Genomic DNA, 22,120 nt, shown 5'->3' with positions numbered 1-22,120 from the left:
TTTTGCTGGAATTTTATCAGGTTATAGAATCCACTTTATTATATTTTGTTTTCTACAGGAGATACTTGAAATCGGCCCATTAATAATTTATAATGTTAAGGATAATAACTGACTTAAGAAAGCAGGTACATATATGGACCATGTGGATGAACAAATCCTAACAATTTTGCAAAAAAATGCCAGAACCCCATTAAAAATTATTGCCGATCAGGTTTTCTTATCTTCACCGGCAGTTGCAGCAAGAATTTCGAAACTTGAAAAAGACGGCATTATCAAGGGGTACCATGCCGAGGTTAACTGGTTGAAATTAGGCTATCATATCACAGCCTTTATAAATCTGGAAGTAGAACCTTACCAGAAGACAGAATTTTATCCTTTTATAAAATCCTGTCCAAATGTTCTTGAATGTAATTGTGTTACAGGACATTACGCTATGCTCCTTAAAGTAGCATTTCCAAGTACTATGGAACTTGACTCCTTTATCGGACAGATTCAAAAGTTTGGAAGAACCAGTACCCAGATTGTTTTCTCTACTGCCGTTGAACATAGAGGAATACAAACCCTTGCTGAGACAGATGCTTCCACTCTGCAAAGTAATGGTTCCATTTAGTCTTTTTTTAGCATTTGAACATAAAAGGTATTCTATGTCTGCGACTTGTTCGCAGACATAGATTCTTACGTGAGAATGGTATTTATTTTCACACTAATCCCCTTACTTATTTAATGTTGTTTGGTTTATTGTTCTGTTAAAAGTTTTAATACAATATCAGCACAACGCTCCAATTCATCAACATGGGTATATTCCTTGGTCGAATGTACGTCATTCATCCCACATGCTATTACAATTCCTGTAATTTTATTTCTTACAAAATTATTATTATCGCTTCCTCCAAAGGTATCTATATAAGTAACCGGAATATGAAGTTCATCGCAGACTTTCTGGTACCTTTTCACTACCGGATGTTCCTTTTCTATTTCATAAGCGATGCACCCAAAGGAGGTCTCAAATTTAAGCTCCGCACCAAAGCTATCGGCTGCTTGTTTAAAGATTTCCTGAATTTTTTTTGTTTCCTGTAAGCACTTCTCATGACTTAAGCTTCTTACTTCCCCTTTTACAGTGCAAAGCTCAGGAACAATATTTCTTGAAAGCCCTCCCTCAATGGTTCCAATATTAACGGTTGTCCCTTCATCAATTCTGCCCTGTTTTATGCCGGATATAGCCTTAGCACATGCTCCAATGGCATGTATGCCCTGTTCGGGGGCAAACCCTGCATGAGCTGCCTTACCTTTAAAAACAGCGGTTATAGAAACAACTGTCGGTGCCGTTAAAGCTGCCGTTCCTACCGGACCGCTTAAATCCAGAACATATGCCTCTTTTGCCTTTATCTGCGTAAAATCATATACTTCACTGCCTTTTAAATATAGTTCCTCTGCTATAGGGAATAAAACTTCTATGCTACGGTGAGGTATCCCATGCTCTTTTAAACTTCTGACTGCTTCTAGGATAGCTACAAGTCCGGATATGTCATCAGATCCTAACACAGTTGTACCATCACTAGTGATTCTTCCATCCTCATGTACAACTGCTTTCTTATTTTTTCCAGGTTCTACAGTATCCATGTGTGCAGAGAACAGCAATGGTTCTCCTTTTAGTTCTCCTTGCAAAAAACCATAAAGATTACCGGCATTTCCCTGATAATGCGCACCTGCCTTATCCTCCGTAACTGTAAAGCCCAGTTCTTTTAAATATCCAGTTAAAACATCTGCCATCTCTCTTTCTTCAAATGAGGAGGCATCAATTGATACCAATTTACAAAATTCTTGTACTAATCTTTCTTTATTAATCATATTCTGTTATCCTGTCTATACAACTATATTTTAATAGCTGCTGCCGCTTACTGGTTGAAAGAAGTTACTGCGGCTTCCTTTCCATACAAATTTTCTTTCACCATACTATTACTCCGTATATTAAAAGGTATTTTCTGCTGTTTCTTCAGCCTTTATTAAATACTTGCGGAATATGGATACCGATGTACTATCTAATTGACATCTTACTTTATGTACTAACTCAATAACATACATACGCATGTTTACTGTTTTGCTCGGATTCTGTTTTTTACCTGCATTAATTCTTCCCAATGTTCCAGTACATATCTACCGATATATGGGTCATACATAGCCCCCAAATTTCTTTCTATTTCTATATAACACTGTTCCATAGTCAATTCCTGCCGATAGCTTCTTTTTGTTGACATGGCATCAATGGAATCACAAATAGCTATAATTCTCGAACCAACCGGTATTTCATTGGCACAGATGCCATGCGGATACCCTTTTCCGTCATACCGCTCATGATGATATAATACGATTTCACCGATTCTTAGCATCCGCTTTGATTTGCTGATAATATCAGAACCAATCTTTGGGTGCCTCTTCATAATTTCCCACTCTTGTGCCGTTAAAGGCCCCTCTTTATGTAAGATGACATCAGGGATACCAATTTTTCCAATATCATGAAGATGTGCCGCTATATGTATTTCTTCTATATCATGTAATTTTAATCCAATCATTTCACATATACGCTGCGCCATCTCACTAACACGCAGGGAATGATTCCCTGTATAAGGATCTTTTGCATCCAGTGCCCCTGTTATACACTCAATAATTTCATGATAATCAATAAAATCATATATTCTGTCGTTCTCTGCACTCATAGACCCTACCTAGCCTTTCCTCAGATGCCCATTACTATACTTTACTTAGATCCGATGCGAATCTTATCTGCTGTTAACTAGAAGCTTAGTACTATTGTACTCTCTTTAAAAGAATGATTCAATCCTTTCTGAAAGAAAAACCTTCCCGGTTTTGATAGAATATATCATTGACACTTCCTATAAAAAGACGTATAATTATACATAGTTTTTAATAATAATAAGTACTATTCGTCATTTGTATCATTCCTTTCAGTTAAAAGAGTGTATAAATGAAATCGATCTCTTTATTCGGTGCGACTTACCGTATCGCAGGCAAACCTGCTATATGCAATGGGTGTATGGTTGAATTAAAGAAATTCAACCCCTTTATTCGTACGCGACTTACCGTCGCAGATAGGAGCTAAAGATGAAATATAAAGTATATGTGGACGGACAAGAAGGAACTACCGGCCTTTTGATTAATGACAGATTAAAAATTAGAGATGATATAGAGCTATTAAAAATAGACCCGGAGAAAAGAAAGGATACGAATACTAGAAAGAATTTTTTAAATAAAGCGGACATTGTTTTTCTCTGTTTACCGGATGCTGCCGCCAAAGAATCAGTGGCAATGGTAACCAATGAACATACAAAAATTATTGATGCAAGTACCGCCCACCGCACTAATCCTGACTGGGCATATGGTCTTCCTGAACTTGGTAAGGAATATAGAGAAGCAATTAAAGCTTCCAAAAGAATCTCCGTACCGGGCTGCCATGCTACCGGCTTTAATGTGGCAGTGCATCCTTTAACAAAAGAAGGTATTCTTGCAAAAGACTACCCTGTAACGGCTCACTCTATTACCGGTTATAGTGGCGGAGGAAAAAATTTAATTGCTAAATATGAAGAAACAGATACGGATAGTACTGCCTTAAAAAGTCCAAACTTTTATTCTTTAGGACTGAATCATAAGCATTTACCAGAAATGCAGAAAGTATCAGGCTTAACAAGTCCTCCTTTATTTACCCCTGTAGTAAGTAATTTTTATAAGGGCATGTTAGTAGCTGTACCACTATTAAAATCATATATGAAAAAGCCTTTATCCGCAAAAGAAGTTCAGGCATTTCTAGCTAACTATTATATGGGAGAACCTTTTATTGAGGTAATTCCTTATGATTCCTCCTCCTATCTTTTTGAGGGCTTTTTAAACAGCGTCCAATGTAATGATTCTAATAAGCTTCAACTATTTGTCTTTGGCAATGACGAACAAACTTTAGTTGTATCTCGTTTTGATAACCTTGGAAAAGGTTCCTCGGGTGCGGCTATACAGAATATGAACCTGCTTTTAGGAAAAGAGGAATGGTTGGGACTTTAATTTCACATATTCGAGAAAGGCCTCTTCCAAGTCAGTCTTTACAGGAATTCCCTGTTCTAGAAGGACCGCTGTTAATGCTTTTAAAGTTTTTGCCACATCCTCATAATTTGCATTTTCACCCATATGTCCGATACGTATAACCTTACCGGACATAGAACCGATACTGCCAGCTATCAGGATGTGGTATTTATCTTTCATACGATTTACAACCGTTTCTGCCTTAATACCCTCCGGAACTTCTATTGCAGTAACCGTATTGGAGAAGCCTTTTTTGATGTAAAGAGATAACCCCCCCTGCCTGACTGCATGGCGCACTCCTTCGGCAATCATCTTATGGCGCATTATAATATCCTTATCCTCAGCTACATTACGAAGTGCCTCACTGATTCCGTAAATATCACTGATAGGCATTGTATAAGGGAACCATTGCTTTTCATAATAACAGGTAAAATTAAGCAGATTTCCATAATAGGAAGCTATGGGGGTTTTTCGCTCCTTCATACATGTCAATGCCTCCTTACTAACGGATACAAAGCATACGCCCGGAGGTGCGGATAATACCTTCTGAGAACCGCCGCAGGCAATATCAATGCAGCTTTCATCCACCTTTAATTCTTCACCAAACATAGATGAAACTGCATCCACCACAGTAAGAATTCCATACTCCTTTAACAAGGAACCGATTTCGTTCACATTGTTTAAGACACCGCTTGGTGTATCACACTGTACCAACGTAGCATATTTAAAATCATGATTTTCTTTTAGAAATTCTGACAGCTTATCTATCTTAATTTCCTGTCTGAAATCTGCATTATAAAGGACAGGCTCACCACCATAAATTCTGACAAAATCCGCAAAACCCTCACCAAATACGCCATTATTAAGGACTAGGACTTTATCGCCCACCTCTGTTAAGGACGCACAAGCGGCTTCCAGAGCAAGAATTCCCTCTCCCGAAAGAATATACACCGGATTTGCTGTGCCGATTAGCTTTCCTAAAAGACAGCAAGTATCCTTATAAAAGTCAAAAAACTGGCTATCCAAATCCGGATTGGTAAATTCTCTGCTTCTGGCAAGCCTTACATTTTCTCTTACCTGCGTGGGGCCAGGCGTCATTAATTTAAGCATATATTTCCTCCTATTATTGATTCTATTGAAGCAATTGCAAAACTCCTTGTTTAGAATAAGGATGTAATAAAACTTTTACTTAATGCGTTCATCATAACCCCTATTTGGCACGATTGAAATATCCAGTTATTGTATTTTTAACAGTGCCAGTTTTGAAGATATTATATACTTACCATAATCTGCTTCATTTATACCAGCTTATTCAAAATCTCACTATTTCCAGTATATGAAAGCTTCTCTGCGCGGAACGGTTCTATGGTATTTGACTGCCGGATATCCGATTACCATACAGGTTGCAATCTGCTTTTCATCTGGAATATCCAACAACTTTATTATATCCGGATTTGCCTGGGCTGCCCTTACAAAAAACCCGCTGAAAAAAGTTCCAAGACCCAGTGCATTGGTCATAAGTTCCATATTGGAGGATACCAGAGTACCATTTACTACAGATTTTGCACTGACTACAAGGACAACAGGGGCATGAAAAAACAAACGGTCCTTTTCCCCCTTCTCATATTCTTCTGCCATGTCAATCCACATATTAGCATAACGGGACAACACTGATTCCTGACCTTCTTCCGCTTCAATAATCTCTTTTCCAAGCTTTTTTAAGGTTTCATAAGTCATAGCTTTTAATTCTGTAAGCTGATTGGTTATAACCGTGTATGTAATGTCCTGAGCATTACCTCCTGTCTGTGTAAAACGTCCTGCCTCTATAATCCTCAGTAGCAATTCTTTAGATACTTCCTTTTTCTGAAACTGGCGAACCGTTCGTCTGAACTTAATGAAGTTCAAAAGATTGTCTGCTTCTAAGGTATGTGTTTCTTTTTTATACTCTGAGACTTCTTCCATATCATATTCGTCAGTGGATATGGCACCGCTTGGACAAACTGCTATACAATGTCCGCATAGCATACATGCTTCATTATGTACTACGGCTTTCTTATCAACTATCTCCACGTTTCCCGGAAAACAGTCTTTCACACAGCTTCCACAGCCGATGCACTTTTCCTTATCAACATAAATCATTCCTCTTACCTGCCTTTCCTTTCACTTCTGTATTAGATTTGTACTCACCATCAAATTCCAATCTATTTCATAGGATTATTTGCTGTTATTATAAAATATAGTCCTATACAGGATAGAATTTGCATCATTATCCGTATAGAACTATACTCTTTTCTATAATACTATTGTTATATTACTTCATGAATCGTCAATGAATGTAATCTATATGTTATATTTCTAATATGGTTTGCCATACAACCCCAGATACCGTTAAATTCTTTCAAACCGGTCAACATCCGTTACGAATATAATGGCTCCGCCTACATTCACCATAACCTGCATAGATGAAAATTCTGCCGGTCCAACCGGATTGGAAACAATCTGTTGTCTTGGCCCACATTCTTTTTTCACTAAATCAATGACCTCATCAACCTTTTCTTCCTCGGTACCTATCATTAAGGTAGTATTACCTTCTCTTAAAAATCCTCCGGTGGAAGCAAGCTTAGTCACATAGAATCCATTTTTATTCAGGGCATCTGTTACCCTTCCACTATCAACATTGCGTACAATTACATATATAAGCTTCATAATATCCCATCCTTTCGTCCTCTGATTCCTTCGATAGTAGTACCTCTTACCCAAAGGATATGCGTTGATGCAGATTATATTATAACTACTAATTTATAGCTTAATTATAGTCTATTGTACTATGAAAGTAAAGAGGCCGTTTTGCATCAGCCTCTTTACTTTTAAATCATAAAATACTCCTTGGCATTGTTGTAGCAGATATCTTCTATCATTTCTTGCAGATACTTTTCTTCTGAGATATATTCTCCTCTTTCTACCAGACGCCCAAGATAATCACATAATACTCTTCGATATAATTCATGACGGGGATAACTTAAAAAACTGCGGCTGTCAGTTAGCATACCTACAGATAGACTTAAAGGATACAGATTTGCTATCGCCTCAAACTGTCTATTGATGCCATAAGCCTGGTCATTGAACCACCAGGGTGCTCCAAGTTGTACCTTGGCCTTTGTACCCCCTTCACAAAACCCTGCTGCCAGAATGGCAAAGGTTTCAATCTGCGCTGAATTGAGTGGGTATACTATTGTCTTTGGAAGCTGCCCTTTTTCTGTCAGATGATTCAATAGACCACCAACTGCCTGAATGGAGGTAGTATCATCCGTACAATCAAAGCCACAAGCAACACCAATATGCCTCTCTCCTGTTTTATTGGCTCCCTGATAGGTTCCGATATGCAGCTGCATAACAAAACCATGTTTATCATATAGACTTCCCAAGCCTGCCAGAAAAGCAGATTTGTAACAGTTAATCTCTGTGTCGGTGAGAACTTTTTTCTTTAAGATTTTTGCAAAGATTTGTTCAACCTCTGTAAAAGAATAGTCCTGCCAAACAAAACTCTCTATTCCATGGTCGCTGATTGTACTACCCAGTTCCTTAAAATAAAGGAGTCTTATTTCTAATGCATGTAAAAGTTCTTCAAAACTACCAATGGTGATAGCAGAAGCGCCGGCTAATTGTTGAATATACTCTAAATACACCTCTTTCTCACAGTAGAATGCCTTATCGGGACGGAAGGCAGATACAATTTTTACGTTTAAGGAATTATCCTCCTTCATCCGCTTATGATAGGTGAGATTATCCACGGGATCTTCTGTGGTACATACAAATTCAACCCTAGATGTTTCCATACACCATCTTGGCGTCATATGCTGTTCCTTAATAAGCCTTTTGGTGCTACGATAAATCTCCTCGGCATTTTCAGAAGTTAAAGGCTTAGAAATACCAAAATAACGCTTTAGTTCGAGGGCGCACCAGATATAGATTGGATTCCCTGCAAGCTTTGGTAAAAGTCCTGCAAACTTTAAAAATTTATCATAATAAGCAGCACTGCCGGTTATGTATTCTTCCTCGATCCCAAAGGCTCTCATAGCTCTCCATTTATAATGGTCGTGAGCCAGCCACATCTCTCCTAAATCTTCAAATTCCCTGTTCTCATAGATTTCCTGGGGTAGTAAATGACAATGATAGTCAAGGATGGGCAAATCCTCTGCATATTTATGATATAACCTGCTGCCTGTTTGATTGGTTAAAAATAATTCTTCCTGAAACTGATTTGCATCCATAGCAATACCTCCTTAAAATCCAATTAAGGCGCCGCCGTCAACAGGCAGACAAGCACCCGTAATAAATTTTGCCGCTTCACTGCAAAGGTATACGGCTGCCCAGCCGATATCCGAAGGTTCTCCAACCTTTCTCATAGGAGTGCGCCCCAGTATTTTAGCCTTGCGTTCTGCATCGTTTTCTGTGGCTTTTCGAAACATAGGCGTATCAATCCAACCTGGTGCAATGGCATTCACTCGTATACCAAAGCTTCCCCCCTCTGCCGCAAGCGTATGTACCATTCCAAGATAACCTGCTTTGGCAGCGGAGTAACCTACCACATAGGGCTGTCCAATAAAGCTGGTCATACTGGCAATAAATAGTATGCTTCCTTCACCCTGTTGTTTCATATGAGGCATAAAGGCCTTTGACAGGGCAAATGCACCGACCAGATGAACCCTTAAAACCTCCGAAAAGTCTTCACAGCTCATATCCTCTATGGGTTTTTTACAATGGTTCCCGGCATTGTTGCACAAGATATGAACCGGTCCCTGTTCTCTTACTATTTGGTCTGCCAGTACAGGTATAGCTTCCGTATCTGTGACATCACAGGTATAATATACCGCTTTTCCACTAAACCTTCCAAGCTCTTTCTCTGCCTGGCTCTTCTTTCTTCTGCCAAGTACTATAACTTTAGCACCGGCATTTATCATACTCTCTGTCATGGCAAGACCTAAACCGGTAGCCCCTCCCGTAATAACGGCAGTCTTTCCTTCTAATGTAAAGGCTTTATTCCATAAATCTCTGGTTTTATGAATGGAATCATTTGCTTTATGAACAGAATCGTCGGAACCATCTTTTTCATGAATTGAATTCTTCACTATAATATCCATTGTTACTGCCACAAATAAAACTGTGAAAAGAAGTCTTATATGGCATTCCTTTCTATTAAATATTTTGGGTCAGGTAATTGCTGATTCTATGGGTTGAATATCTGTTACTTGAAAGTTATTTATTTACAGCAACTCCATACCGGTTCTGCATAAGAGACTTTCTTTTCCTGATATTTATAAGGGATAAAATATTCCTTATGTCCTAAACTCTCCCCTTTGGTAAGCTGTCCGCCTGCAATGAGAGCCGTCAATTCTGCCAGTTCATAAGTCAATTCCTGCTGTGTACATTCTCCTTCTAGTACCCTTCCGGCATCAAAATCCATATCTTCAACAAGATGTCTATAGGTCTCACTATTACCGGTTATTTTCAGTACCGGAGCAACTGCCGATCCAACAACATTTCCACGTCCCGTCACTAAGAAAGTAATATGACAGCCACAAGAAATTAAGTCCATAAGTCCCTCGTTGTCATTGGGATTGGTAATTCCAAAGCTCATCCAATATGGGTCCGGTGTGGAATCAAGCAGCCATAAACCTGGTTTTACAGGTACTTCTCCTACCTTTAATACGCCCTGAATAGGCTTTGTACCACTCTTAATTAGTGCTCCCATACTCTTTTCTTCTATGGTGGAAAGACCACCCGCAAAATTACCGGGACTGACAGAATACTGGTTCACAGACTTACAGTATGCCAAAGCTTTATCATAGGTATAAGAAAGCTCTTTTCTAGCCTTTGCATGAGCTGCTCTCCCGCAAAGAAACTCCTTTAAACCTACCGCTTCCACAATCTCTTCGAATACTGCTGTGCCTCCTGTATCCGTTAACCAATCATAAAAATGTCCAACAACTACATTCCCTGCAAGTCCACTGGTATAATCACTACCGCCACACTCTGCTCCGATGACTAGTTCTGAATAATCCATTGGTGCAAGTGGTACCTTTTGTAACTCTTTGATAATATCTGCTGCCAGGGCAAGACCTTTTTCGATTCCTTTTCTGGTTCCACCTGCTTCCTGAATAAAAAACCAGGCAGAAGCCTTGCCTTCCTTTTCTGCTATTTCTGCCAGCCACTCCGGCTGTACATATTCACAACCAAGACCTACTGCCAGTACTCCTCCCACATTAGGATGACGTATCAATGCAATTAACAGCCGTATTGCATAGGCATTGTCCGTACAGCCGGAAAAGCCTATTACCTCCGTATCGTTATTTCCTATCTTAGAAGCTATTTCCTTTGCCACAAAGCTAGCACATTCTACCGTATATATTACCAGCAGTTTATTCCTAATACCCTTTGTTCCATTTTTACGAAGATATGCTTTCCAGGTTTTATTATTTAAATCCATTCAATCATTTCCTATCCTATCCATTTTTCATTCTCTTCCTCTTTAATACATAGAATTTATTCATATTGAATATCCATAGGAACACCTGTGTTAACATCCAAATGAGAGGAACGGGAATCATAGGCACTTTTCATGTTATGCAAATGCACCCAGCTTCCTTTTTTTATTTCAACTACTGCTACCCCTATAGCCACACCGTACTTGATAATGGCTTCTCCTGGCTTTATATTAGAAAGGGCGATTTTATGTCCTTTGGGAATCTCCGTCAGAGCAGTTATTACGTTACTCTTTGCCCCTCTTAAGTTTACTTCCCCTATAAATATCTGTACCAAGGCAGTGGCTACCGTATCTTTTTTATCTACCTGATAAGCACTTTGCTCCATATTTTATACCCTGCCTTTTATAATATTCCAAACACTTCAAAGGCTTTTGTGGCTGTCATACCTTCTTCAATGGCTTTCCTTACCTTTTTTTCTCCGGCCGCCTTTTCCAGTGCTTTCTGTATTACCTCTTTCGCAATATTTCTTGGTATTACCAATACACCATCCATGTCTCCAAAAATGTAATCTCCATCCTGTATGGTTACTTGTCCGCATTCAATGGGGCATCGATAAGCCGCTACCTGTGTCCGCACAGACGAATCTTGTCCGTAGCTTCCCATACTAAATACAGGCCAGTCCTGCTCAAGCACTTGCGGAGTATCCCGGTGCCAGCCATCTATAACGGCTCCCACTGCCCCTCTGACTCTTGCTGTAGCAGTTAGAAGCTCCCCCCAATAAGCACAGCGTTTTGTACCACCGACCGCTATGTAGATTTCATTTTCCTGTAATTGATCCAATGCCTCAGTAAGCAGTCCAAATGGCTTTTCCTGAGGAGAAAAAACATCTATCATAAGAACTGTCATTGCCTTTCCCGCCAGTTTCATATCAGCTTTTAGAGGGCGTATATCCGGCGGTAGGAATTGATGATAATAACCCATACCGTCAAGTATATCTCCAACCACTGGAGTATATAGTTTTTCTTTCATAAGCTGAAACATCTCTGTCTCTGTATTCCACATCCTATTTATCCTCCTGAGAATAATTCACAACAAGTCTGATTCTAGTTCCCATTGTATACGACTGCTCGCATGCCTACATTCAACGTGTGAATTTTTTTTACACTATCTTCTTACTCTTCTTTTTTGCCTTACACCCTAAAGCTACTGATAGCTTCCTCTAACTGTCCTACCTGCTCCTGCATCTGTAAGGCTGCCTGGTACAAGGAAGTTACTGATTCCAACTGATTCTCCGATGTGGATTCAACTTCTTCACAAGCTGCCGCTGTTTGTTCAGATATGGCAGAGATATTCATAATAGCATTTAAGGTGATATTCTTAGACTGCTCCATCTCACCGATTTCCATGCCGACCTGCTTAAGACCTTTAATTAGCTGTTCCACTTGATGATTAATGTTATAAAATGCATTTACCGTATTATCCAGAGCAGTATTCTGACTTAGAATATGCTGCCCCGTTTCTTTTACAGCCTCTGCGGTAATCTGAGTCTTTTCCTGAATACGGCATAAGATTTCTTCTATTTTACCGGAGGCTTCTCTTGAACCTTCTGCCAGCTTTTTAATTTCATCCGCAACCACAGCAAACCCTCTTCCTGCCTTTCCTGCCCGGGCTGCTTCTATACTGGCATTAAGTGCTAACAGATTGGTCTGTTCCGCAATATCATTGATTACTGCTATGATGGTACTGACGGAGCGGGATTCTTCTTCCAATGTATGAATATTTTGTATGGTTATCTGGTTTCTATCCGAGGTTATAAGTGACTTCTCCTTAAGCTCCTTTATGAATACAACCCCTTCCGTTATTATCTGTTTTGCTGACGACATACTGCTATCCATTTCATAGGTACTTGCTAACACCTGATCCATGCGCTTAAAAAGATCATTCGATAACCTTAAGCACTGTTCCGTATCTTCTGCCTGCTCAATGGTGCCTTTTTGTACTTCATGTATAGCAGTACCTATATTTTTGCTGGTATCAAGTAGAATACCAGAGCTTTCCGCTACTTGGGCAGAGGATGAAAGTACCAACTGATTTACCTCTGTGGCCTTTTGAATTAATTTTTTCATATTGGAAAGCATATGATTGACGCTTTCAGACAGACGCCCAAATTCATCTCTGCGTCCTATCTCCATATGAATTGTTAAATCCCCGCTTGCAGCTTTTGCTAAGGCAGCCATGATTTTATGAATGGTTTTACTAATATACCCTGCAAGAATAATACCGGTAGCAACCGCTATTATTGCAGATATACTCACCAATATGATAGAGAAGATTTTAATAACCTCTGTCTGTCTGGTAAGATATTCGGCCGGAATCAATGCGCAGGAGTATAACTTTGTATCTCCGGCCCTGGAATAGATGTATAAAAAATCCTTCCCATCAACTTTGACGTATTGGTATCCATTCCTTTCAACTAAACCAAGGGTATCCTGATAAAAGGCTTGGTTTGTAAATACCGGTTCTTCTGCATCTGTTAATGAGATTTCCCTTCCGTCCGGTGTTATAAATGCAAAATTACTGCCTTCCGGAAGATTTAGTTCCTTAATTACTTCTAGTATAATATCTTTTCTGACATCTATCACAATAAAGCCCATAGGTTGTACATTACTGCTGTAGTACTGTCTGATAAGGCTAAGTCCGTATTCTTCCGCTCTGACAGATAAGCTTTCATCCAAAAAGGGATGATATCCTGCCCAAACCGGATTATTTTTGGCTTGCAGTACTTCTTCTGCTTCCTTAGAAGCTATATAAGCTTCATAGGGCGTTAGACCGCCTTTTGTTTGGAAAGCACCTTGTGACAATATTTCTTTTCCGTAACTGGTAAATATAGCAATATTCTTAATCATCCGGTCTGAAGTTGAAAGTGCAGCTATGTTAGAACGAAGTGTTTTAAGCATCTCATTTTCTTGGGCTGTATCACTACTGTAATAGCCGGAATAATACCGCTTTAATATAGTGTCATTTAGGAGCTGTAAAGACTTATCTTCTATATTCTTTAGTATCAGGTTATAATACTCACCTGTAGTGTTAATAGTTGCAATGGTAGCACTTTCAAAGTTTTCAATAATCTTTTCAGAAGCTTTTTTATAAGATAACAGCCCCAATACAATAATACAAAATACAGGAATCAGAAAACCAAGAATTAATTTTGTCTTCATACTGGGTCCAGCATTATAACCGTCTTGCTTTTGCTTATGATATTTAATTCTATTTGTATTGTTCTTACCTGTTTTTTCCTTTTTTCTTCTGTGCTTCATTCTCGTACCTTCCCCCTTGCCTCCGTTAGATTGCCTGGCCAATTGCAAATACTATATTAAAAGACAGGAAGTAGACCAATCACCAGAACACAAGTGAATTACTACTGCACTGAAACTTACATCTAGTGATTCCTGCCGCTTTCACCACATATAGAAATTTTTGTTCAAAGAGTTTACTCATTCACTATCTCACAATTACGATTCAATGGATTCTAAAAATTCCTCTTTAAATGTAATACCCCAGCCCGGTTCTTCTCTAAGAATTGCATAACCATCCACAATCTTCATTGGATTGTCAATAATGGCATCAATCCAGTCGAAACTTTCTGCCCCATAAGGTTTTTCAATCGTAGCAAGAAGGGGCACATCGTAGTCCTTGTAGTAGTGAGGGAGGCAGGGAATTTGGTATGCTGCTGCCAGTGCTGCGGTTTTTCTCCATACCTCTACACCACCAAGCCTTAATAAATCCGGCTGCCATAAATCCAGAGCATTTTTCTCAATCAAACTTTTTAGAGCTGTTTCGTCAAACTCTCTCTCCCCCATGGCAAGGCTGATACCAGTTTTACTCCGTATGGTCTCATACCCTTTAAAATCCTGATTGGATATAGGTTCTTCAAACCAGTTAATGCCTATGCTTTGTGCATGAAGCGATAACTGAATTGCCCTTGGAACATCTAGTCCCTGATTCGCATCCATCATTATCTTCATGTCTTTACCAACAGCCTCTCTAACTTTACGAAGTCGCTCCAAGTCTCTCTCCATATCACTGCTGCCCACTTTTATTTTTACAGCCCCAAACCCTCTCTGTTTGTAGCCAGTAACCTCATGAACCAGCTCTTCATCGGTATAACTTAGCCAGCCGCCGCTGCCATAAACCGGTATTTTCTTACCGTTAGAGCCAAAAATTTTATATATAGGCTGTTTTAAAATTTTACCCCAGGCATCCCACATTGCCACATTAACTGCCGCCTGTGCCCACCTTAAAAGTCCTGTATTACCAAAGTACTCACACTCTTTTTCGTATTCTTCCTTTAATCTTACAGTCTCATGGACGCAGAATTCCCTCTCCAGTACAAAGTTTTTAATATCCGCTAAAGCTCCCTCTATTGCCTTTGGGGAATAATGAAAGCTAAGTAAATACCCTTGTCCTCTGACTCCTTCTTCTGTAAACACCTCAACTATGTAGAATTTAATTTGAGATATCTCATGGGTTGCATCGGCAATAGGCTGGCTCACCTTAGAAACTGCCTGATATAATTTAATATCTTTAATTTTATTCATCTATTTTTCCTCCATTTTTTAAGACTCTAAAATCCATAGGCCAAAGCCCCACCGTCCACAGCAAAGTCCTGTCCGGTTATATAACCTGCGCCATCCCCCAGTAAAAACAGTGCCATTTCACCTAAATCTTTGGTATCACCGAACTTGTGCAGAGGCATCCTGGCAAGTATTGCCTCTTTTCTCTCCGGTGTCATAATCTGCTTTGACATCTCACTCGGAAACCACCCCGGTGCGATGGAATTAATAAGTATATTATCGTTAGCCCATTCCACCGAAAGTCCCCGGGTTAAACCAAGTACTGCCGCCTTACTGGTACAATAGGGTACAACCTCTGAAAACCCTAAGTGGGCTGCCATACTGGATATATTAATAATCCTGCCAATGTAGGGTGATTGCTTTAAATAAGGGTAGCACAGCACAGAAAGGTTGAAAACACTGTGTACATTTACCTCCATGACCTGTTGGAATTCCTCATAATCTAACAATTCTGCCCGCTTTTTAATAGTAATTCCGGCATTATTAATTAAAAAATCTATCCCGCCTTCTTTTGCCACATTATCAACCAGCTTTTTCATACCAGCCATATCCGTGACATCTCCTACGGTATGGATTACACTCGGATGAGAGAACGGCAGTCCCTCCTTATCCTTCCCCTTTCTGCTGACGGAATACACTGTTGCTCCTGCTTGTGCCAGGCAATTTGCAATGGCGTAGCCGATACCGCTGGAACCACCTGTAACAATCCCTTTTCTGCCTTCTAAATTTGCCATAGTTTACACCTCCCTATATTTTAACTTCTCTATAAGACCTGCAATTATTATGAATGGTATCCCAATCTAACTCTGCCCCTATCCCAGGCTTATCAGGAACTGTTATGTATCCGTCTTTGATAGGCAATTTTCCAAGCAGGGGGAGTGTAAAGTTCTCCTCCGGCACAAAATACTCATAATATTCACAGTTTCTTATGGCACAGCTTACATGAAGATTCACCAAATCCATAAAATTCATGGTGGTAGTATGGATTTCACAGTTTAAACCAAAGGCTTCCGCCATATGTGCAATCTTTAAGGTTCCTGTAATTCCGTTTTTCCAGCTTACGTCAGCTCTTACAATATCCGCTGCTCTGGCGGCAATAACCTGTGCTACACCCCAATGACAGCCTCTGGTAGTTTCTGTTGCAGCAATGGGAATATCAAGTGTCCTGCACAGCTCGGTATACTTATAGAGTTCAAAATCTCGAAAAGGTTCTTCAAACCAGCGGTAATTTAATTTTTCCAACTGCCTTCCTACTGCAATTGCCTGGTCAAGTGTATATTCACCCACCGGATCACTCATAAGTACCATATCTTCCCCTACCGCATGACGAACTTCTTTGTGTATTTCATTGTCTAACGTCCAGGGCCCTTTTGGATGGGCTTTGTAAGCATTAATTCCAAGGTTTTTATAGTAGAGAGCCTCTTTTGTATAATCACTGACATGTTCATGGAATAAACCACTGGCATATACCGGAAGACTGGTACGGTAAGCACCGATATATTGGTATAGGGGAAGTCCTGCTTCCTTAGCACACATATCCCATAAGGCAACATCGATAGGCCCTGTCACATATACAGGGAAAAACGTCAGATGTCTGTCTATATTCCAAAGCTCATGCCAGATTTTCTCCCTGTCATGAGGGTCTCTGCCTAACACCACAGGTGCTATGGTCTCATGAAGATAAGCTTCTGTAACTGTTCCACTCCTAGCTGCCAGACAGGTCGCAAGTCCTTCCATTCCCGTATCAGAGGTCAGCTTAATTACTACTACATCCCAGTTCATTGAAGCCTTTCCCTGTCTTTTTTTATCAAACAGACTTTTATTCCTGCTCACCCACCAGGTTTCAAATTTTATAACCTTCATATCACTTTCCTACCCCCTTCCTCTTTTGTTCAAATAGTGCCAGTTTGGCGTAAAAATCCTCTAACAGCAGTCTGGAGTCTATATTTTTATAGACCCGGATTGGTCGGTTTAATCCAGTATGAACATAATTCATATCACTGCCGATAAAAGGTGCCTGAATCCAATCAAATTCAAACCGGTGTTCATACAATAAAAGCCCTATTGCCGGTGAATCTCCAAGTACCCAGGTTTCACCGGTTCGAAAAGGACTTTTCCTCGGAATTTCCTCCTGGCTATGCTTTATTAACTGTTCAAACAGATATTCTCCGATTTTCCCCTGAGGATGAACACGATATTCAAGCTCACATAAGGATACCGGCATCATTTCATATACATTCTTTGGTACCTGCCACAAAGGAATACCGGAGCTAAAAACTACGTTGGCAGCATGGATATCATTACCCAGATTAAATTCTGGTCCGCCCACCGGATACCTGCCTCCCCCAATCCAGATAACGTTAAGCCTTTCTGCTATTTTAGGTTCAATCAGATAAGCACTTGCCATATCTGTAAGAGGTCCTAAAAAGAGTACATAGAGTGGCCTGTCATCCTCCTTCATAGCTTCTTTAATAATTAGTCTTGCCCCGTCTGAATCTATAGGAGTCTGCTTGTCAGGCATAGCTATCCCCGCTCCCCTAACGATTCGTTCTTTTTCCGAAAAACCCATAAGATCAAATATACTATGTAATTCCTGATAGCTTTGCTCCATACCGTCTGCTTCTCTCTCGCCAAAGTGAGCTGCAATCAGACCTACGTTATCGAATTTAGGACTAAGTAAACCATGTACCACTGCAAAATGGTCATCGGCTTCATTCTTTACATCTGTATTAATAATTACCCTGACCTGCTTTTCTTTCGGCACTGTAAATTTGTAATTGTCATATACCATGTCTTTTCCCTCTTTCCTTTAAGCTCCGCTTTATACGGATTGCTGTAAGACGCCTTCTTGTTCTCGTAACCTTAACCAGATTCCTGCCTTTAAAGAGTATCGCTGCTCAGTTCGTGCCGGCTTTTCCCTTTTAATTGCTTTGCCCATTGAATATTCTATTCGAATCTCCTTATCATACTTTGATAAGAAAGCAGCTTCTTTCATACGGTAATTCTCCCAAGTAATACTTACCGTCACCGCTCCTCTTGCAACAATTCCCTGAATACTTCCCTTGCTCCATGCCCTTGGCAATGCTGGCAGCAATCGAATCTTTCCATCATGACTTTGTAACAACATCTCCAGCACTCCCATGGTAAAGCCTGTATTTCCATCCAGTTCATATACTTCTTTAAAAGAGCCTGCCCCTCTGGTTGGAGGATGCATTACTAAATAATTGGGATGCGTTAGCTTCTCCTGTATTTCTTTTATATGAAAGTATGCCTCCTCTCCCTCCTGCAACCTGGAAGCATATAGAAGCAGCATAGACCTTGCCCAACCAGTATCCTCCCAGTTCTCATAAGGAAATAGTTTATTTGTAAGTGTATTCTTTACTGCCTGCGCAAGCTCCGGGGTCTCTTCCACTGTAATCTGACTATATGGATAAAGGCCTAACAGGTGACTGGTATGTCTATGTTGAGAATCCTTAGCCGGATAATCGTGATTCCATTCTGCAAGAGTATTATCCTTAAGAATACGAAAGGGCAGTAACTTTGGTAAAATTTCTTTTACTTTCTGTACGAGTGGAGTATCCTTTTTTAGTTCCCCTGCCATATTTAAAAAATTAGTAAATAATTGTCTGATAACCGTAAGTTCATAGGTACAGCCGTTGGAAAAGTAAAAGCTTGTTCCCTGAACCTCAAAGGAATTCTCTGGGGATATGGAAGGCCCTGCTGTATAGTAATTACTTTCTTTATCTTTAAACACATACTTTGTAAAAAATTCTGCTGCTTCCTCAAAAACTGGATACGCCCTGTTAATTAAAAATTCCACCTCACCGGTGTATTCATAATAGTCTAGATACGCATCTGCTGCCCAAATCCCTCCTGTAGGGCAAGGTGATATATTTCTTGACCAGTAGGGTGCTGTAAAACCCCAAGCATTGGATACAAGATCTGCTGACCAGCCCTGCAAACCATAACTTTCCTTTGCCGTAATCCTGCCGGAGGGAATAACTTTCTTCTCCATCCAGTGAAATAAGGGAGCATCACATTCTGAAAGATTCGCCGGACCTGCAATCCAATAATTCATCTGGGTATTAATATCAAGGTGCATATCACAGGTCCAGCCGATATTGCAGGCTACATTATCATTCCATATTCCTTGCAAATGTGCAGGCAGGGGAGAATCCTCTCTGGAACTGGATAACAAAAGATACCGGCCATACTGAAACATAAGTCCTGTGACGAAATCCTCCGGTAAATCTATATCCACGCGTCTCATAAAGGCGGAAAAATCCTTGCTATGTTTTTCTTTTTCCATATCAAAGTCAAAGCCTCTTCCCCTCATAAGTAAATTTTGTTCCTGTAAAAACTCATTCGTCGAAGGTGAATACAGAGGTATCTTATTTTGATTGTCACTGCTTGTTTCAAAGTCTGTAGAAAGAGCAAGTGTAAAAGAAATACTCTCTGCTCCTTCTATGAGAATTCCATTTTTTGTATACTCTATCGTTCCGCCGGTAATACCTGCACTAACCCTGCCTAGGAGGCTTACTCCGCAGGTTCCGTCACTGTGAAGACTTTCCCTCGCTCTTGCCATAAAAGTATACTCTCCCTCTTGACAATCCACCCAAACGTTATCATTCATTCCTTCAAAAAAGATTCTTGCACACAAAAATCCTGTTTCTTTACTTTGAATTTTATAGAATAACTTTTTGGAAGGGTTAGATACAAATGTCTCTCTGGTTATATCTACCCCCTTCTGGGTATAGGATATAGCTGCAATGCCAGCCATCAGGTTTAACTCCCTGTTATAGCCGGTAACCTCTCCATCTGGCAGCTCAATGATTAATTTACCCACCGGCAGATTTGTTCCATAGTTACGCCGTATTCCCATAAATCCTCTGGCAGCCTCCATGGATGCTTCATATTCTCCTTCAGATACCAGCTTTCGCATTGTTTTAAAAGCTTCACTTGCATTTTTCTGGTTATTTTCTTGACTTACCTCTCCGGAATAAAAGGTGATTTCCGACAGTTCTATTACTTCCTTCTGTATTCCGCCATACACCACAGCTCCTGTATGACCATTCCCTAAGAGAAATCCTTCATTAAAGTCCCTTGCGGGCTTTTCTAATTTTATTTTGTATTCCATCGTAATGCCCTTTGCATAATTATTTTTTTTTCGGTGCTTGTTACTCTTATACCTACAAAACGCCTAAAAGCCATAAATACCGATTATTTGGCATAAATTACATCTATTCTTTCAAATTCCATTGAATTCCTTACTTTTCTTTCTCAAGCTGCTTGACTTTGTCTCTTAACCAAACTAAGATAGAATTAACTTGGTATTTTTACTACTTAAGGAAGGTGAACATAATGTATCAGGCAGTAATTGTTGATGATGAGGCGTTTATTGTAGAGGGGTTAAAAAATGCCATTGACTGGGAGGGTTACCACATCGAAATCGCTTGTGCTGTCACAAGCCCTGTTCTAGCACTGGATTATCTGAAAAATAATCAGGTACATTTGCTGATAACTGATGTCTCCATGCCGGAGATGGATGGACTTTCTTTGTTAAAACAGGCAAAGGAACTTTTACCTCTGCTATCTGTGATTGTACTCAGTGCTTACGACCATTTTGAGTATGTGCGTACTTCCCTGCGTTACGGTGCGGAAAATTATCTGTTAAAGCCTTTGGATCCGGACGAACTGGCAGATACCATCAGCCAGCTTGTAAACCATATGCAGGAGAGAGAGGAACTTTCCAAAACCTATGGAAGGGCTATGTTAAATTTTAGAAGCACTTTTATTGAAAATTGGGTCAAAAACTCATTATCTACGGAGGATTTACGCACCCGGGCAGGTCTTTTGGGGATAGATTTAGAAGCCGGTCACTTTTTTTCGGTTATATTCTCTTCTCTAAATGCGAATAGCAGTACCATGTCCAGATTCTTTGACCATCTGTTATCTTACTTGCCGGGTTCTTATCTGGGTCACTTTTATTTTGCGAATCCTACTTGTCTTGTGTGTGTATTCACCGCCTTAGATCCACAATCTTTGGATACGTCTGTTTTTTTAAAAGATATTATCAAGGCTTCCGCTCATTTAAGGCTTCCTGTTTTTGCTTCTTCCGGAAATACTGTAAAGCATTTTAGTGAAGTACCTTTAAGCTATCAGCAGGCGGCAGCCTATCAATTTTTAAAATACACTCCTATACCGATTCATATTTATGAAGAATCCAAGTCTTTGGAAGCTTTTTTGTTGAAGTTTCAAGCTGCTTATGAAACCGGAAATCCGGACACTGTTTTACAGGTACTAGACACTTTATATACCGGTAAAATTCCTGCTCCTTTTTCAGCTACTCTGTCAAAGGCTATTCTTTCTGTTTTGTTAGCCCATTTAAATCTGGAGCCAGAGGATATGATTTTGCAGCATCCTGACCTTTTACAATTACTGAAAGACTTTCCATCTCCCGGCTCAACGGTTACAGATTATAAAGGTTATATGGCAGAGTTTTATAAATATCTTCATTCTCTGGATGATATGATTAAGCAATCTATGTATCCTTGTGTGGATGCCGTTATAAAAGCCCTGGAAAAATTTCAGGATAAAGACATTTCCTTAAAAACACTTGCCCATAAGCTGAATGTAACCCCTTCTTATCTTGGCACCATTTTTAAACAGCAGACCGGTTATTATTTCAATGACTATTTAACAGAAGCAAGACTTTTACATGCCGCTCATCTAATCGAACATACAGATATGAAGATGAAAGACATTGTAGAGCGGGTGGGCTTTTCCAGTCAAACATACTTTAACCGAAGCTTTAAACGCTTTTATAATGTGTCTCCGGTAGCCTTTCGAAGACAGAAAAAAGTGAAATAAACAGATACGGGGCTGTTTTGCAACAGCCCCATTTCTTTCGTTGTT

At 39.8% G+C, this 22,120-nt stretch carries 19 protein-coding genes; 3 read left to right on the top strand and 16 right to left on the bottom strand.

Annotated elements, in window-relative coordinates; genetic code table 11:
• Positions 1-133: 133 nt before the first annotated feature.
• Positions 134-610 carry an Lrp/AsnC family transcriptional regulator gene (locus acsn021_RS04300; protein ID WP_184090201.1) on the top strand — a complete coding sequence of 159 codons (477 nt, stop codon included), beginning with the start codon at positions 134-136 and terminating at the stop codon, positions 608-610.
• A gap of 125 nt (positions 611-735) precedes the next feature.
• Here acsn021_RS04300 and acsn021_RS04295 read toward each other — a convergent pair whose 3' ends face one another.
• Positions 736-1,848 carry a M20/M25/M40 family metallo-hydrolase gene (locus acsn021_RS04295; protein ID WP_184090198.1) on the bottom strand — a complete coding sequence of 371 codons (1,113 nt, stop codon included), beginning with the start codon at positions 1,846-1,848 and terminating at the stop codon, positions 736-738.
• A gap of 242 nt (positions 1,849-2,090) precedes the next feature.
• Positions 2,091-2,714, bottom strand: coding sequence for an HD-GYP domain-containing protein (locus acsn021_RS04290; protein WP_184090194.1), 624 nt, complete (start codon positions 2,712-2,714; stop codon positions 2,091-2,093).
• Positions 2,715-3,120: 406 nt separating this feature from the next.
• Between acsn021_RS04290 and argC the strand changes: the two genes are divergently transcribed.
• Positions 3,121-4,068 (top strand): N-acetyl-gamma-glutamyl-phosphate reductase, encoded by a 948-nt coding sequence (gene argC, locus acsn021_RS04285; protein WP_184090192.1) that lies wholly within the window; start codon positions 3,121-3,123, stop codon positions 4,066-4,068.
• On the opposite strand, the gene acsn021_RS04280 is transcribed toward argC, so the two are convergent.
• From acsn021_RS04280 to acsn021_RS04215, 14 genes are all read right to left on the bottom strand, one after another.
• A complete protein-coding gene (locus tag acsn021_RS04280; protein WP_184090189.1) occupies positions 4,039-5,196 on the bottom strand; it encodes a pyridoxal-phosphate-dependent aminotransferase family protein in 1,158 nt (385 codons plus the stop codon). The genes argC and acsn021_RS04280 overlap by 30 nt on opposite strands.
• Positions 5,197-5,409: 213 nt before the next feature.
• Positions 5,410-6,225: a nitroreductase family protein gene (locus acsn021_RS04275; protein WP_184090186.1), complete on the bottom strand. Its 816-nt coding sequence runs from the start codon at positions 6,223-6,225 to the stop codon at positions 5,410-5,412.
• A 249-nt stretch (positions 6,226-6,474) separates the two neighbouring features.
• Entirely contained in the window at positions 6,475-6,792 is a 318-nt protein-coding gene (locus acsn021_RS04270) for a cyclic-di-AMP receptor (protein ID WP_184090183.1), read from the bottom strand.
• A 161-nt stretch (positions 6,793-6,953) separates the two neighbouring features.
• Positions 6,954-8,357 (bottom strand): glucuronate isomerase, encoded by a 1,404-nt coding sequence (gene uxaC / locus acsn021_RS04265; protein WP_184090180.1) that lies wholly within the window; start codon positions 8,355-8,357, stop codon positions 6,954-6,956.
• A gap of 12 nt (positions 8,358-8,369) precedes the next feature.
• Positions 8,370-9,227: an SDR family NAD(P)-dependent oxidoreductase gene (locus tag acsn021_RS04260; RefSeq protein ID WP_184090177.1), complete on the bottom strand. Its 858-nt coding sequence runs from the start codon at positions 9,225-9,227 to the stop codon at positions 8,370-8,372.
• 119 nt (positions 9,228-9,346) lie between these two features.
• The gene (locus acsn021_RS04255) at positions 9,347-10,573 is read right to left on the bottom strand and encodes a UxaA family hydrolase (RefSeq protein WP_184090174.1); all 1,227 of its coding nucleotides are present in this window, start codon (positions 10,571-10,573) and stop codon (positions 9,347-9,349) included.
• Between the two features lie 56 nt (positions 10,574-10,629).
• Positions 10,630-10,956, bottom strand: coding sequence for a UxaA family hydrolase (locus tag acsn021_RS04250; RefSeq protein ID WP_184090171.1), 327 nt, complete (start codon positions 10,954-10,956; stop codon positions 10,630-10,632).
• A 17-nt stretch (positions 10,957-10,973) separates the two neighbouring features.
• Positions 10,974-11,633 carry an RraA family protein gene (locus tag acsn021_RS04245; protein WP_184090168.1) on the bottom strand — a complete coding sequence of 220 codons (660 nt, stop codon included), beginning with the start codon at positions 11,631-11,633 and terminating at the stop codon, positions 10,974-10,976.
• A 128-nt stretch (positions 11,634-11,761) separates the two neighbouring features.
• Entirely contained in the window at positions 11,762-13,888 is a 2,127-nt protein-coding gene (locus tag acsn021_RS04240) for a methyl-accepting chemotaxis protein (RefSeq protein WP_184090165.1), read from the bottom strand.
• A gap of 195 nt (positions 13,889-14,083) precedes the next feature.
• The gene (locus tag acsn021_RS04235; RefSeq protein ID WP_184090161.1) at positions 14,084-15,169 is read right to left on the bottom strand and encodes a mandelate racemase/muconate lactonizing enzyme family protein; all 1,086 of its coding nucleotides are present in this window, start codon (positions 15,167-15,169) and stop codon (positions 14,084-14,086) included.
• Between the two features lie 26 nt (positions 15,170-15,195).
• Positions 15,196-15,939: an SDR family NAD(P)-dependent oxidoreductase gene (locus acsn021_RS04230; protein WP_184090158.1), complete on the bottom strand. Its 744-nt coding sequence runs from the start codon at positions 15,937-15,939 to the stop codon at positions 15,196-15,198.
• Between the two features lie 13 nt (positions 15,940-15,952).
• Positions 15,953-17,068: an enolase C-terminal domain-like protein gene (locus tag acsn021_RS04225; protein ID WP_184090155.1), complete on the bottom strand. Its 1,116-nt coding sequence runs from the start codon at positions 17,066-17,068 to the stop codon at positions 15,953-15,955.
• Position 17,069: 1 nt separating this feature from the next.
• Entirely contained in the window at positions 17,070-17,996 is a 927-nt protein-coding gene (locus acsn021_RS04220) for a nucleoside hydrolase (RefSeq protein WP_184090152.1), read from the bottom strand.
• Positions 17,997-18,026: 30 nt separating this feature from the next.
• The gene (locus acsn021_RS04215; RefSeq protein WP_184090149.1) at positions 18,027-20,342 is read right to left on the bottom strand and encodes a glycoside hydrolase family 95 protein; all 2,316 of its coding nucleotides are present in this window, start codon (positions 20,340-20,342) and stop codon (positions 18,027-18,029) included.
• A gap of 224 nt (positions 20,343-20,566) precedes the next feature.
• On the opposite strand from acsn021_RS04215, the gene acsn021_RS04210 reads away from it, so the two are divergent.
• The gene (locus acsn021_RS04210) at positions 20,567-22,075 is read left to right on the top strand and encodes a response regulator transcription factor (protein WP_184090146.1); all 1,509 of its coding nucleotides are present in this window, start codon (positions 20,567-20,569) and stop codon (positions 22,073-22,075) included.
• Positions 22,076-22,120 lie beyond the last annotated feature (45 nt).

Source organism: Anaerocolumna cellulosilytica (assembly GCF_014218335.1).
Taxonomy (GTDB): domain Bacteria; phylum Bacillota; class Clostridia; order Lachnospirales; family Lachnospiraceae; genus Anaerocolumna; species Anaerocolumna cellulosilytica.
Note: the sequence above shows the minus strand (reverse complement) of the source record. Positions and strands in the feature narration are given on the sequence as shown.